Origin of the sequence: Anoxybacter fermentans (genome assembly GCF_003991135.1) — a bacterium.
Taxonomy (GTDB): domain Bacteria; phylum Bacillota; class Halanaerobiia; order DY22613; family DY22613; genus Anoxybacter; species Anoxybacter fermentans.
Map to the genome: position 1 here is coordinate 113,846 of NZ_CP016379.1, position 14,527 is coordinate 128,372.

At 34.4% G+C, this 14,527-nt stretch carries 11 protein-coding genes; 9 read left to right on the top strand and 2 right to left on the bottom strand.

Going from position 1 to position 14,527, the window contains the following annotated elements:
• Window positions 1-185 precede the first annotated feature (185 nt).
• The 4 genes from rfbD (at window position 186) to BBF96_RS00500 (ending at window position 5,691) form a co-directional block, all read left to right on the top strand.
• The gene (gene rfbD / locus BBF96_RS00485; protein WP_127015344.1) at window positions 186-1,028 is read left to right on the top strand and encodes a dTDP-4-dehydrorhamnose reductase; all 843 of its coding nucleotides are present in this window, start codon (window positions 186-188) and stop codon (window positions 1,026-1,028) included.
• A gap of 661 nt (window positions 1,029-1,689) precedes the next feature.
• Window positions 1,690-4,182: a glycosyltransferase gene (locus BBF96_RS00490; protein WP_127015345.1), complete on the top strand. Its 2,493-nt coding sequence runs from the start codon at window positions 1,690-1,692 to the stop codon at window positions 4,180-4,182.
• A gap of 14 nt (window positions 4,183-4,196) precedes the next feature.
• Window positions 4,197-4,940 (top strand): glycosyltransferase family 2 protein, encoded by a 744-nt coding sequence (locus BBF96_RS00495; RefSeq protein WP_164730819.1) that lies wholly within the window; start codon window positions 4,197-4,199, stop codon window positions 4,938-4,940.
• Window positions 4,933-5,691: a glycosyltransferase family 2 protein gene (locus tag BBF96_RS00500; protein ID WP_164730820.1), complete on the top strand. Its 759-nt coding sequence runs from the start codon at window positions 4,933-4,935 to the stop codon at window positions 5,689-5,691. Before BBF96_RS00495 ends, BBF96_RS00500 begins: the two co-directional genes overlap by 8 nt.
• Window positions 5,692-5,842: 151 nt before the next feature.
• Here BBF96_RS00500 and BBF96_RS00505 read toward each other — a convergent pair whose 3' ends face one another.
• Window positions 5,843-6,787 carry a glycosyltransferase family 2 protein gene (locus tag BBF96_RS00505; RefSeq protein WP_164730821.1) on the bottom strand — a complete coding sequence of 315 codons (945 nt, stop codon included), beginning with the start codon at window positions 6,785-6,787 and terminating at the stop codon, window positions 5,843-5,845.
• A gap of 135 nt (window positions 6,788-6,922) precedes the next feature.
• Between BBF96_RS00505 and BBF96_RS00510 the strand changes: the two genes are divergently transcribed.
• The 3 genes from BBF96_RS00510 to BBF96_RS00520 are packed head-to-tail and all read left to right on the top strand — an operon-like array spanning window position 6,923 to window position 10,505.
• Window positions 6,923-7,873, top strand: coding sequence for a glycosyltransferase family 2 protein (locus tag BBF96_RS00510; RefSeq protein WP_127015349.1), 951 nt, complete (start codon window positions 6,923-6,925; stop codon window positions 7,871-7,873).
• A gap of 53 nt (window positions 7,874-7,926) precedes the next feature.
• The gene (locus tag BBF96_RS00515) at window positions 7,927-9,240 is read left to right on the top strand and encodes a UDP-glucose dehydrogenase family protein (protein ID WP_127015350.1); all 1,314 of its coding nucleotides are present in this window, start codon (window positions 7,927-7,929) and stop codon (window positions 9,238-9,240) included.
• 47 nt (window positions 9,241-9,287) lie between these two features.
• Window positions 9,288-10,505 (top strand): CgeB family protein, encoded by a 1,218-nt coding sequence (locus BBF96_RS00520; RefSeq protein WP_127015351.1) that lies wholly within the window; start codon window positions 9,288-9,290, stop codon window positions 10,503-10,505.
• 48 nt (window positions 10,506-10,553) lie between these two features.
• Here the strand turns inward: BBF96_RS00520 and glgP are convergent, their stop codons facing one another.
• A complete protein-coding gene (gene glgP, locus BBF96_RS00525; protein WP_127015352.1) occupies window positions 10,554-12,164 on the bottom strand; it encodes an alpha-glucan family phosphorylase in 1,611 nt (536 codons plus the stop codon).
• 248 nt (window positions 12,165-12,412) lie between these two features.
• Between glgP and BBF96_RS00530 the strand changes: the two genes are divergently transcribed.
• Window positions 12,413-13,552: an MGDG synthase family glycosyltransferase gene (locus BBF96_RS00530; protein ID WP_164730822.1), complete on the top strand. Its 1,140-nt coding sequence runs from the start codon at window positions 12,413-12,415 to the stop codon at window positions 13,550-13,552.
• Window positions 13,553-13,832: 280 nt separating this feature from the next.
• Window positions 13,833-14,480, top strand: a complete 648-nt coding sequence (locus tag BBF96_RS00535) for a LysE family transporter (RefSeq protein WP_127015354.1) — start codon at window positions 13,833-13,835, stop codon at window positions 14,478-14,480.
• Window positions 14,481-14,527: the final 47 nt, after the last annotated feature.

A 14,527-nucleotide genomic window follows, 5' to 3' on the forward strand; every position in this document is an offset into this window, starting at 1 on the left:
CACTTAAGGAAAAATTTTTCGAACCGTCTAAAGCTCGATTTTAGCAACTTGATTAGCTCATCACCTCCTGTGATGAGGCTTTATTTCTCCTTCGATCTCAATAAGATGGTTTAGTGAAAAATTTCTATATCGCTCAAAATTAGCTTTTTGCAGTAATAATCATGTATTTGAAATAGGTGATAAAAATGAAAGTGTTGATTACAGGTAGTAGGGGCCAGTTGGGAAGGGCACTATCTGAGATTTTGCAAAAAAATTATGATGTTTATGCCTGGGGGCGTAGGGATTTGGATTTTACAGATCATTTAACTACTTTTAAAAAAGTTACAAAACTTAATCCAGATCTGATTATTCATTGTGGAGCATTTACCGATGTTAAAGGATGTGAGTTAGATCCTGAGAAAGCTTATCTGGTAAATGGAATTGGAACAAGAAATATAGTCGTTGCAGCCCGGGAATGTGATTCTAGAGTAGTCTATATAAGTACTGATTATGTATTTGATGGGGAGAAAAAACAGCCCTATATAGAGTTTGATCCTCCTAATCCAATTAATGTATATGGCCGCTCGAAATTGGCAGGAGAAGAGATTATCCAATCAATACTGCAAAAATATTTTATCATACGGACTTCCTGGCTTTTTAGTGAAGATGGGAATAATTTTGTTAAAACTATGATAAAGCTTGCCTGTGAACAAAAAATGTTATCTGTTGTCTGTGATCAGATAGGTACTCCCACTTATGTAAAGGATCTGGCTATAGCTATTAAGGAAATTATCAAAAAGCCTTTTTACGGCATATATCACGTTTCTAATAATGGTTCATGTTCGTGGTATGAATTTGCAAAAACTATTTTTGAAATAAAGGGTATGGATATTAACTTAAGGCCAGTAACATCAAAGGAGTACGGTGGTATTGTTAAACGACCTGTTTATTCAGTTTTAAAGAATTTTAATCTTGAAGAGACTTATGGTTTTGTTATGAGGGATTGGAAATATGCTTTGTTAGATTGCATGAATAAAATAAACTTATAGATGGTTATACTGCAAAGGGCTAATTTTTCGCTTAAGGAGAAATTTTTCGAACCATCTAAAGTTCGGCTTCAATCTCGCTAAGATGGTTTAACGAAAAATTTCTATGTTGCTCAAAATTGGCTTTTTGCAGTTTAATCATAGATTTTGCGACAATGTCGCAAATTTTTTTATGCCAGTAAAATTATATAGCTGTGGACAACAAATTTTTTCTTAATATTAGCTGTTATATAATAAGATATATATATTTCAGACAATTGTTACATATTCTGCACCTATATTTTCTTTTCAGCATAAGATATAGATAAAAACAGTTAATTTTTCGGAAGAGAATAGAGAAATTTAAGCTTGTTGACAAATCTTTCTTTTTTAGAGATTTAGAGACTTGCCAGTGCACTGCCAGAAAAACTAAATATAATTTTTGAAGTGTATAAGTCAAGGCTTAAAGCCAGGAGGGCGGAAGCCTTGACTTATAAGGACGCGCAGCCAGGATGGTGGAGTGTCCGGTAGCGGAAGAAATTATATTTAGTTTTTGTTTCTCTGTGGGAGCAAGTTATGTGCACCTCCTCTTTTTCAACAATCTGGAAATTTGCTCTTATGATGCAAAGTTAGGTATTTTTTTCTTTAAAAGTTCTAGCTGTTTATATTAAAGAGGTGATTATCCATGGTTAAGAGTGATGCCAAATTAAATATATTAATATTTGCCAGGAATACAGTTAAAGAACGAATAAATTTAGTTATAGATCAAATAAAAAGGATTTATAACTCATTTTATCAAATTCACATTTTTTTATATTCTGCAGTTTTAATTACTGATAATCAGAATTCTTTTATTAAACATTTAAATTTACAAACAAATTTAAAATTATATTTTGAAAATAGGCTTGACCAAATTGATTTAATAATTATTGATGATATGGATAAATCGGATTTAGATTTTATTTTATTTATGATGTATAAGCAGATACCAATTATTGTAGAAGAAAAAATGATCGTTAGGTATCAGCAATATTTTATTCCAGATAAGACAGTACTAGCATATTCTTATTTTAATCTTACCCAATTTCCGTTTACACTCTTGGCTTTTTTAAAGAAATTTAATTATCAAAAGCAGATAATACAGGAAGCACAAAAAATTGCTTTATTAAAGGAGAATTGGGCCAGAATTATATCTTTCATTAGAAATTCGTCTTCAAAAAAAACTGTATTTCCAACAGATGTAGTTAGCAATTCACCATCACCCCAATCTGAAAACTTTTCTCGATGGGCGGATATTGTGATAGTTAATTATAATACCTTTTCATATTTAAAAGAATGTATTCAATCAATAAAAAAGAATACTATTTATCCTCATCATATTATTGTGGTTGATAATGGTAGTAGTGATGAGAGTATTTTTTATCTTCAGACATTAAATAATATCACACTTATTGAAAATAAAGAAAATAAAGGCTATGCAAAAGCTGTCAATCAAGGGATTATGGCCGGGGATGGAGAGTTTGTAGTAATTTTAAATAGTGATATTAAAGTGAGTAAAAACTGGCTAAAAACAATGATAGAAACGGCAAGGGCAGATGAAAGGATTGGAGTTGTTGGACCGAAAATGGTGAATGAAAAAGGACTTATTGTTGGTGCAGGAGTAACAGAATTAGATTCAGTCTGTTCGCCAAGGGGATGGTTAAAACCTGACCGGAAAGGTCTATATGATAAAGTTGAAGATTGTTATAATGTGGGCGGTGCATGTTATTTGATCAAACGTGATGTGCTGAAAAAAGTAGGAGCCTTTGATGAGAATTATTTCTTCTATTTTGAAGAAACAGATCTTTCCCTCCGTATGCTGGAAAAAGGATATCGGGTAGTATATTGCCCTAACGTAAAAGTAATTCATTATCATGAGGGAAGTCTGGATAAAGAAAATCCCATGGATCGTCTTAAAAGAAATTATTATTTTGAACAAAGCCAAAAGCGCTTTATAGAGAAATGGCATGATGTTTTGGCAGGTTCACCAAAAAGGAGGAAAACCAGGGATATTGTTGTCTTTGGAGTAATTCCATGGCAGTTTAGGTATCAACGTCCTCAGCAGATTTGTAATAGATTAGCTAAAAATGGGTATCGAATTCTTTATATAAATAATATTTGTCAGAGAGGAGGGAGATTGGAGAAAGTAGATTATAATATCTTTTCTTTTTCACTGGACGGAGAAGAAAATATATATCATCTCTTACCCTTCTTTGAAAATCGTCAAAAGATAATTACATCAATCTATCAGATTTTTGCTAAACTGAATATTTTAAACCCTATTTTGTGGGTAGATGTTCCTTATTGGCAAAAGATTATTCCCTTTTTCGATCGGCAATATGTAATTTATAACTGTATGGACTCGTATGAAAATTTTTCGGATTTAAAAGAGTACTGTCCGGATTTAAAAGATATGGAAAAAGAGCTGGCCCAATCAGCTGATTTAATTTTTACCACTTCCAAAATGCTTAAAGAAAAATTAAGTCAGTTTAATCAAAAGACTATCCTTATTCCTAATGGAGTTGATAAAAATCATTTTGCTATGTCAAAAAAATTGGAAATACCTGAGGATATAGCTATGATTTCTCAACCAATTATAGGTTATCATGGAGCTATTGCTGACTGGTTGGATCTGGATTTATTATCCTATGCAGTTGATCAACTTCCTGAATTTTCCTTTGTCTTTATTGGACAGTCGACAGTAGATATAGATTCTTTAAAGAAAAAACCCAATACGTATTTTTTAGGTGAAAAATCTTACTTTGAGTTACCAAAATATATAAGGCACTTTCAGGTGGCCATGATTCCATTTAAGAAAAATAAGTTAACTTTATCTACAAATCCAGTTAAATTATATGAGTATCTGGCAGCAGGTAAACCGGTGGTAAGTGTAGATTTACCTGAAATTAGTCAATTTAAAGATGTTGTTTATATCGCTAAGAATTATGAGGAATTTGTGTTTCTTTTACGGGAAGCCTGGGAAGGTGAGACCTGGTGGAAGAAAAGAAAGAGAAAGAAAGCGATAGTTGGTGAAGAATGGGATGATCGGGTTAATGATATTTTAAGGGTTATGGAAGAACAGCAAATTATCTTAGCGAATCAGAGCAGAATTTTAAAAGTCAGACAAAAAAGTAGTTGAAAAGGGGGAAAAAGGTGAAAGAGTACGCAGATATTGTAGTTGTCAATTATAATACCCGTTCCTTTCTGGAAGGGTGTATTAAAAGTATTAAAGAGTATACCCATTACCCCTATCATCTAATTATTATTGATAATAACAGTAGAGATGGAAGCAGGGCGTTTATTGATAAATTGCAACAAAAGGGGGCTACAGTTATCTATAATCAAAAAAATCTGGGCTGCGCTAAAGCCTGGAATCAAGGGATTCGAAGTGGAAAGGGTAAGTATATTGTCTTTTTAAATCCCGATACCCTGGTAACTCCTGGTTGGTTAACAAAAATGGTGGCTTGTGCTGAAAGTGATAAAAGAATAGCGGTTGTTGGTAATAAACAGATTAATGCTAATGGTATTATTATCCATGCAGGTGTGGTTGAAAAAGACGGTCAGGCTATTTACCGGGGTGTAGGTGAAAAAGACGATCCAGGTAAGTTTGATCAGGTCTGTGATTGTATAGATGTTTGCGGAGCCTGTTATTTGATTAAACGAGAGTATATCTCAAAGATCGGGTATTTTGATGAAAGATTTTTTATGTATGCAGAAGAGACCGATTATTCTTTTAGGGCTAGAGCATTGGGGTTACGGGTTGTTTATTGTCCTGTGACAATTGTTCATTTTAAAGATGGGGCACCAATTAGTTTTAAGCAAAGACAGCGGATTCATCAAAGAAGTTGCCGATTGTTTAAGAAGAAATGGTTTAAGGGAAGTGGGGAAATTGGATAGTCGACTTGCCAGTATTATCATTATTACAAGAAATCGTCTGGGTTATACCAGATTATGTCTTCAATCAATTCTAAAAAAAACCATCTATCGTCCTTATGAAATTATTGTAGTTGATAATAATTCTACAGATGGGACAGTTGAATATTTGACCGATTTAAAAAACAGGGGAATAATTGAAAAACTGATTTTGTTGGATAAAAATTATGGGGCAGGGTATGCCACTAATGAGGGAATTAAGCATGCTAAAGGATTTTATCTTATCCGGAGTGATAATGATATGGTTTATAATCGCGGTTGGCTTACTGCTCTTATCGATGGATTAAAAAGGATTCCCAAATCTTTATTACAGGTAGCGGTTTTTGGGGAACTTATGGAAGATGGTCAAAGGGCGGGATTTTTACCTGAAAATATAATTAATGGGGTGATTCTTAATCTGGTCAATATCGGTGGATGTAATATGGCCTTTACCAGAGAGACATATGAGGATTTAGGACCTTTTGACAATGTAATGTTCACTGAAGATGGCCTATATTGTTTTAAAGCAAAACAAAAGGGGTATATAATTGGCCAGATTGACAATGCAACCGGTACCCATATTGATCATCCTACCTGTTCTTTATCTAAAAGATATACAGAGTATGCGGAATATCGTTTGGAGGTTTTAGAGAATTTGAAGAGAGCGGGGCTGGAATTTTTATGTGAAGAAGATCAAAAATTTTATGAAGAATACAAACGAAAAAAGAAAAATTAGAAATTATGCTTTTTTTGGTAAAGATAATGTAAAACTGCAAAGAGCTAATTTTGAGCTAAATAGAAATTTTTCGTTAAACCATCTTAGTGAGATCGAGCTTTAGATGGTTCGAAAAATTTCTTTATGAAGCGAAAAATTAGCTCTTTGCTTTTTAGATGTAAATGGTAATACCGGTCGGTATTTTATCAACTTCGCTCTGGGGCAATATTTTTACATCTTCCCACCGAAGATTGAGACGGTTGAAGATGTCCTTATTAGGTATCAGGTGTTTTTGACCATTATAGAAGAGATATACTGAAGCTTTTTTTCCTTTAATTAACTGACTTTTTTTTAATACTTCGGGGGAGATTAAGAGCTTTCTTAGTTCTCTGGAACCTGCCCATTTTTCATTAAAAATTTTATCACTTTTTTGACGCATTTGGTATCTTTTTTCAGGATTTATGGGTGTGCCCTCTCTATAATGAATTATGGTAACAGGACAATATACTACTCTATATCCCAATAATCTGGCACGATAGGAATAATCTGTTTCTTCCGCATACATGAAAAATCTTTCATCAAAATAGCCGATTTTAGATAGATATTCTCTTTTAATTAGATAACATGCACCTGAGACAGTAGCACAGTCACAGATTTGATTATATTTTGTTGGTTCATCCTTTTCTCCTCTACCCCGGAAAATATACTGTCCATCTTTTTCTATTACTCCTGCATAAATAATGTTACCATTTTGATCAACCTGTTTAGTACCTACAACCGCTATTTTTTTATCACTTTCTGCACAGGCAACCATCTTTGTCAACCAGTAAGGTGTTACCAATATATCAGGATTTAAAAAGAGAATATATTTGCCTTTTCCTATCTTGATTCCTTGATTCCAGGCTTTGGAAGTTCCAAGGTTTTCATTGTTATAGATGACAGTGACTCCTTTTTGCTTCAATCTATCAAGATATTCCTTACTTCCATCTTTACTATTATTGTCAATGATAATCAGACGATAGGGGTAACGGGTATGCTCTTCAATACTTTTAATACACTTTTTCAGAAAAGAACAGGTATTATAATTAACAATTATAATATCTACATTATTATCCATTGTCATCTCTCCTTTAAGCAACTTTATTTATCATTATATGATACTTTATAAAAAGTGTGTTTATATAAAATTAGACACAAAATATTTAATTAAACATATAATGATAGTAGATATAATATAGGGGGTAAAATAATTATGGAAAAATTGGCATCAATTGTGATCGTTACTTGTAATCGTCTGGAATTTGCCCGTCAGACTATTGAATCAATTTTTAAAAATACCTTGTATCCAAATTATGAACTGATTCTTATAGATAATGGGAGTACTGATGGTACAGTTGAATATCTTAAAGAAATTGAAAATAGACCTCAGATTTCTCACATTATTTATTTTAACAATAATGAAGGCAAGGGGAAGGCTGCTAATTATGGATTTGCTTTAAGCAAAGGAGAGTATATTATTGGATTAGATGATGATGTTATTGTGCCAGAAGGATGGTTAACTAAATTAATAGAGGCTATAGATATTATTCCTAATGTAGGTTGGTTATCTATCAATTTAGAAAAGGAGTATTGGGGAAGTTTTTCTAGAAAAGACCCTTATAATGTATTTCGCCCAGAATATGAACGAAAGTTTGGCAATTTTACGATTCAGGAAGTTCCTGATGTAGCAGGTTTCTGTGTAGCTATGCCCCGGTCCACATATGAGAAGTTGGGGGGATATGTTGAAAATATCTATTATGGGGGAATTGATGGAGAATATAATCGTCGGGCTATGAGTCATGGGTTGCTAACAGGATATTTAATGGATGTTGTAGGGATTCATTTGGGGGGTAGTGATAAGGAAAAACAATTATATTCGGAATATCAGGAATATAAGTTGGAAACTCAAAAACAGTTAAAAAAAGGTAATTTTAATCTAGCAAAGATAGATTTTTTTAAAGTAAAATACTCTCCAGAGGTTTTAAAACAGGGCCAGTTAATTAAAGGAGAAAAATCTGCTGTATATTTTGTCTATAATGGTCAAAAACATCTTATAACCAGTACGGATGTCTTTAATCGTCTTAATTTTCGTTGGGAAGATGTAAAAATATTGCCCCAAAGCGAAGTTGATAAAATACCCACCGGTAATCCTATTAGTTTATAGAAAACTATTTACCTGAGTAGAGCAAATTGTAAAAGAAGTAAAGGGTGAAGATTATGGATAAATATAAGATTGGTATTATAGGGTGTGGTTATGTAGGATTAATAACTGGTGTTTGTTTTGCAGAATTAGGCAATAAAGTAATCTGCCATGATATAGATAAAGAAAAGATTGTAAAACTAAAACAGGGAATTGTACCTTTTTTTGAATTGGGTTTAGCAAAAATGTTTACGAAAAATAAAAATAGATTATCATTTACAATATCAGTAGAGGAAGTTATTGAAAACTCTGATTATATTTTTATCTGTGTTGGTTCTCCTTCCAGGAATAATGGAGAAGCGGATACAACGTCATTATTTCGGGTTATAGATCAGATTAATAGTTATGTAAAGACATATAAAATGATAATTATAAAAAGTACAGTACCAGTAGGAACAGCAAAAAAGGTCAAGGAATTGTTGAAAGAAAAAATTGAGCAAGATCTCATTGAAGTTATATCTAATCCCGAATTTTTACGGGAAGGAAACGCCATTTATGATTTTATGAATCCTGACCGGATTGTAATTGGTGCAGATTCTTTTAAAAAAGCAAAGAATGTGGCTCGACTTTATCAAACCTTTAGTTGTCCTATCCTTCTGGTAAGTAATGAAGATGCAGAGTTGATCAAATATGCGTCCAATAACTTTTTAGCGATGAAAATCTCTTTTATTAATGAGATAGCAAACATCTGTGAGAGGGTTGGCGCAGATATTAGTAAAGTTTCTTACGGAATTGGATTAGATCATCGGATTGGTAACAATTATTTGCAAGCAGGATTGGGGTTTGGGGGTCCATGCCTTACAAAAGATTTAAAGGCAATGATTGCCTTTTGTAAGAGAGTGATAACTTATGAACCCCATTTGTTAAAAGCAGTTTTAAAAGTAAACGAACTTCAACCAGAGCTTGTTATAAAAAAAGTAAAAGAAGTTTTAGGAAATCTGGAGGGAAAAAGAATTGGAATTTTAGGGCTTTCTTTTAAACCAGGAACTGATGATATGAGAAATGCACCAGCCCTTAAGTTGATTACATCTTTAGTAAAAGAAGGTACGGAATTGATTGCTTATGATCCTAAAGCTAATAAGGTAGCAAAAGAGCTTTTAAAAGATCAGATCGAATTTGCTAAAGAGCCGTATCAGGTAAGTTATCAGTCTTATGCACTTATTATTGTAACTGAATGGAAAGAATTTTTGGATCTGGATTATGAAAAGATAAAAAGTTATATGATAAAACCGATATTAGTGGATGGAAGAAATATGTTTGATAATGACCGCATTCAAAAACTTAAAAAGATGGGATTTCAATATTTTGGTGTTGGACGAAATTTATTATAATAGCTTTCTGTCATTCATGGATCAGGAGTTCTATTCAGGAAGGAGAGATGAAAAAATTGAAAATTTTATATATTACCTCAGGTTTTAATCATAGTTATCCACATCGGTTTATTGATCAGTTTATTTCAACTTCACTCAAATCAATTTCTCATAAAACAAAAGTTTTTCAATTGAATAAAGATATAGATTGGCAATCACAATTATTTGCAGCTATAGAAGTGTTCTTTCCAGATTTTGTATTTACCATCCACGGAGTTAATATGTCAGAATCAGTGGTACAGAAAATTAAAAATTATGGAGTAAAGATGGGTATTTGGTTTGTTGATGATCCATATGATATAGATGCCAGTAAGCAAAGACTTTATAGTTATGATTTTGTGTTTACCAATGAAAAAGAATGTGTATCGGTTTATGAACGCTACGGTTTTGATAAGGTTTATTATTTACCTTTAGGAGTTCAGACCCGGTATTATTATCCAGAAAATCCACCAGAAAAATATCGATCAGATATTTGTTTTGTTGGTTCACCATTTCCAAAACGGGTGGAGATTATAAAATTTTTATATTCCAGATTGCCTGAAATGCATATTAAAATTATCGGTCCCCATTGGAATAAACATTTACCGGAAAATGCAGATTTAATAGGTTACCCCTTAGGGCCTGATGAAATCAGAAAGTATTATAATGGAGCAAAAATTAATTTAAATATTCATCGCGGTGATACTGAGCATATTGTTGTTGGTCAAAATCTGAATACTGAAGGAATTAAAGCTAAGTCTCCAAATAATAGAACATTTGATATTGCTGCCTGTAAAGCGTTTCAGTTAGCAAATTTTCGACCAGGTTTAAAGAATTATTTTGATTTAGAAAATGAGCTTATTACTTTTAAAGATAAAGATGATTTAGTGGAAAAAATTATCTATTATATAGATCATGTAGAAGAGAGAAATCGAATAGCAACTAATGGATATAAGAGAACAATAAGTCAGCACAGATTTGAAAATAGATTAGAAAAAATGATGGATATTGTTAAAGAACATCTTCAGCAAGAAATAAGGTATTTAACTTCTCCTCAAATGATAAAACAGGGAAGACTTGTTAAAAGTAATAAGGCTGCAGTTTACTTTATAATTAATGGTAAAAAACACTTAATTCAGAATGTAAGAACTTTTAACAGTTTGGGTTTTGATTGGAAGGATATAGAAGTGTTTTCCCAAAAAGAGATTGACCAGATACCGGGGGGTGTTACTATCAAGATTGAATAAATGAAAAAGGACTGTTGAAGTAATTCAACAGTCCTGAGGTTTTTATGTTTATCTGTTGGTATACAGCCGTTCATAGTATTCTTTAACCATCCGGGTAGCAGAGAACTTTTCATAGGTGGATTTAATACTGGCCCGCATCATCTTAATCCATTTGGCCCGGTCTTCATAATAGGTTGGAACAACCTCTTCTAAAAGAACTTTATAAAGGGCCCGTAAGTCATGCTCATCCTGCCCTTCTCCTTCGTATCCATCACCAAACTGCCAGCCGTTGACTCCGTGTTCGCATGCCTCTGGCCACCATCCATCCAGGGTAGAGAGGTTTAGAACACCGTTCATGGCTGCTTTCATACCGGAAGTACCCGAAGCTTCCATGGGTCGGCGTGGATTATTTAACCAGACATCGGTACCTCTTGTCAGCATACGGCCGATGGAGATGTCATAGTTTTCAATAAAGACGACGCTCTTTGGATATTTTTTCATCATCTTAACCAGATTGGCTACAATAGCTTTTCCGGTATCATCTAATGGATGTGCTTTACCGGAGAAAACAATCTGAATTTTTCCATCCTTTAATAATGGGTCAATCACTTCAGGATTGGTAAAAATCAAATCACTCCGTTTATATGGAGCAGCCCTACGTGCAAAACCGATGAGGAGAGCATCAGGGTTCAGTTCTACACCGGTCCGTTCTTTGATAAATCCGATACATTCTTTTTTAATTTCCATATGGGCATTCCAGAGATCATCGTCATTTTCTAGATTTTTCTGAATCCTTGGGTCAACCCAGGTGCCGTGGTGAACACCATTGGTAATAGCAATAATAGGTGCACTATCTTTTACATCTGCCCACATCTTCCGTGCAGTCTGACCGTGAAGTTGGGCTACAGCATTGGCAATCCGGGAGAGACGTAAACCAGCTACTGTCATGTTAAAAGGTGCGCCACCGATCTGAACCATTTGATCTAAGGTTAGACCATTATTGGCACCCATATATATTAAGGTTTCTAAGGAATGGCTTTCATTACCGGCTTTTACCGGAGTATGAGTGGTGAAGACGATTTCTTTGCGGGTCTTTTCCCAGGCCTCTTCAAAGGACAGACCTTTTTCCATTTTTTCACGGATTAACTCCAGACCTGCTAAAGCAGCATGGCCTTCATTAAAGTGGTAAACATCTACATCAATACCCAGCTTGCGGAGAGCACGAACTCCACCAATACCCAGGATCATTTCTTGAGCAATTCGGGTTTCGCTGAATCCGCCGTAAAGCTGTCCTGTGATCCATTTACCGGGGTTGTCAGGTAGATTAGTATCCAATAAATAAAGAGGTGCATTACCGTATTTATCAACTTTCCAGACCTTTGCTTTAACTTCTTCACCGCGGATTTTAACACTGACTGTTACACCGGTGTCTTTTAAAAAGTCGTATTCATAGTTGTGGTAACAGTCATAAGGTTTTCCGTCTTCTCCGATTAATTGGCGGGTGTATCCCTGTCTCCAAAGGAGGCCAATCCCTACTAAAGGGAGATCCAAATCTTTTGCGGCCTTTAAGTGGTCGCCGGCAAGAATTCCCAATCCACCGGCATAGAGATGAAATTCTTCATGTAAGCCGTATTCCATACAAAAATAGGCCACACGAGGCAGTTTCTGAGTTTCTTTCATTTAATATTCCTCCTATTCTAATACAGTTTATTCTGTAAAATTGTTTCGACATAAAAGGGTAATTCCCTGCAAAAATTGCGAAAACGTTTGCACATTTTTTTTGGAAATAGAGAATTTCCCCACTGCTAAAAAAGGTTTTTTTAAAAAATTGAAGAAGATTATTTAACAAATCATTATGTCCTTGAATATAATCTTTAAGTATGGCAGTATAATATATGGGTAGTGGTACTGCAAAGGAGGGAGATGCGATGAGTAAGGTGATGATTCTTACTGCTTCGACAGGTGGTGGGCATAATAGTGCAGCCCGGGCCATTGCCACAGCGTTTAAAGAAGAAGGATGTGAAGGGGTTATTATTGATGGAATCCGAACCGTTAGTCCTCTTTTGGATAAAATAATCTCTGAGGGATATGAGAATTCAGCTAAATATACTCCCAGAACTTATGGTAAACTTTATAAACTGACCGATACACCATATCTGAACCAGGAACATGCAACTATTATTAATTCACTGCTTAAAAATAAAATTAAACAATTGATTGATGAACATAAACCGGACCTTATCGTTGGTACTCATCCTTTTCCATTGATGGCAGCAGCACGATTAAAAGAGATAGGAAAGATTGATATTCCTATCATGGCGGTTCTAACAGATTATACAACTCATGCTTCCTGGGTAAAACCTGGGATTGATGCGTATGTAGTGGCAGCAGATGATTTGAAATATCTTTTAGAAGAAGAAGGTGCAGATATAAGTCAAGTTTATCCATTTGGAATTCCTGTCAATCCTGATTTCTTAAAGCCCCGGGACTTGGATAAAGTACGTCAAGAATTGAAGCTTAAAGATAAATTTACCATTTTATTGATGGGCGGTAGTTTTGGCGCTGGGAATATGAAAGATTTTTTATGCGAATTGGCTGAGCTTAAGGGTGATTTTCAGATTGTGGCTGTAACTGGGCGAAATTCTGCTTTAAAAGAAAAGTTGGATCAGGTAGTTAAAAAGAGAGATCTTGAGGAAAATGTGCGGGTTTTGGGTTATACACGGTTGGTTTCTGAACTGATGTCCATTGCTAATGTTTTGGTTACCAAGCCGGGTGGTTTGACCACAACAGAAGCACTTTTAAAACAGATACCAATTGTAATACCTTTCTTTATTCCAGGCCAGGAAGAGGAGAATGTAGATTTCCTTTTAAATCACGGGTTGGCATTTAAGACTAGCCGGAAGTATTCACTAAAGATTATTGTTCAATCTTTGATGGATAATCCAGAAAGGTTAAAAGAGATGAGTGAACGGATGAGACGTTATGCAAAACCCAATGCTGCCCGTGATCTGGCTCAGTTAGGAATAAAAATGATAAAGTCTAAAGGTATAGTTGCGAATAGTGTCTAAAGATGAGGACAGCTTGTTAGCTGTTCTTTTTTGTATGTTGGGGGAAGGAAAGGAAATAATTTTAATTTTCTGAAAATTTGCAGAACTATTGACCTGACATTAAATCTTTGTTACAATAAATAACAAACACCAACATAATTTGAGGATTTAAGAACGCCTGGATGATCTACATAGGGGGTAGATTGTCTGGGTGTTTTTTATTTGATTTTTAAAGGGGTTAAATATTGTTTGGTCAAATATAATAGGTATAGTGAATTGAAGGTATAAGGAGGGCTAATCGATGTCGATACTAGAATTGTTTGTTTCAGCATTTATTATAGGGCTTTCTGGAGCTATGATGCCTGGCCCGCTTTTAACTTATGTTATTAATAGTAGTCTTAGAAGAGGATTTATTGCCGGGCCTCTTTTGGTATTTGGCCATGCTCTTTTGGAATTGACATTGGTTATTTTGATGATTCTTGGTTTGAGTAAGTTGTTTGCTAATTCCACTTTTACTGCAGTGGTTGGAATTATAGGTGGTAGTGTCCTTTTCTGGATGGGATATGGAATGATCAAAGCTGCTATAAAAAAGGAAATTTCCATTGAAGATGCGTCTCCTAAGGAAGGAAAGGTATCCGGATTGATCTTACCTGGAGCTATTGTCAGTGCTTCTAATCCTTATTGGATTCTCTGGTGGGCAACTGTTGGGATGACTTATCTGGCAAATGCATCTAAACAGGGAATTATGGGTGTAAGTGCATTTTATTTTGGTCATATTTTTTCTGATCTTATCTGGTATTCTTTTGTAGCCTGGATTGTGGCTTTTGGAAGGAAAGTTTTAAATGATAAGATGTATCGGGGATTGGTTGCTGTTTTTGGGGTAGTATTGATTTATTTTGCAGCTACATTTATTATCGATGGGTTCAGATATTTTGGCTTTATATGGTGATGTTTTTTATTCCTGGCCCGGGTTATTTGTGCGGAAATTTTGATTTG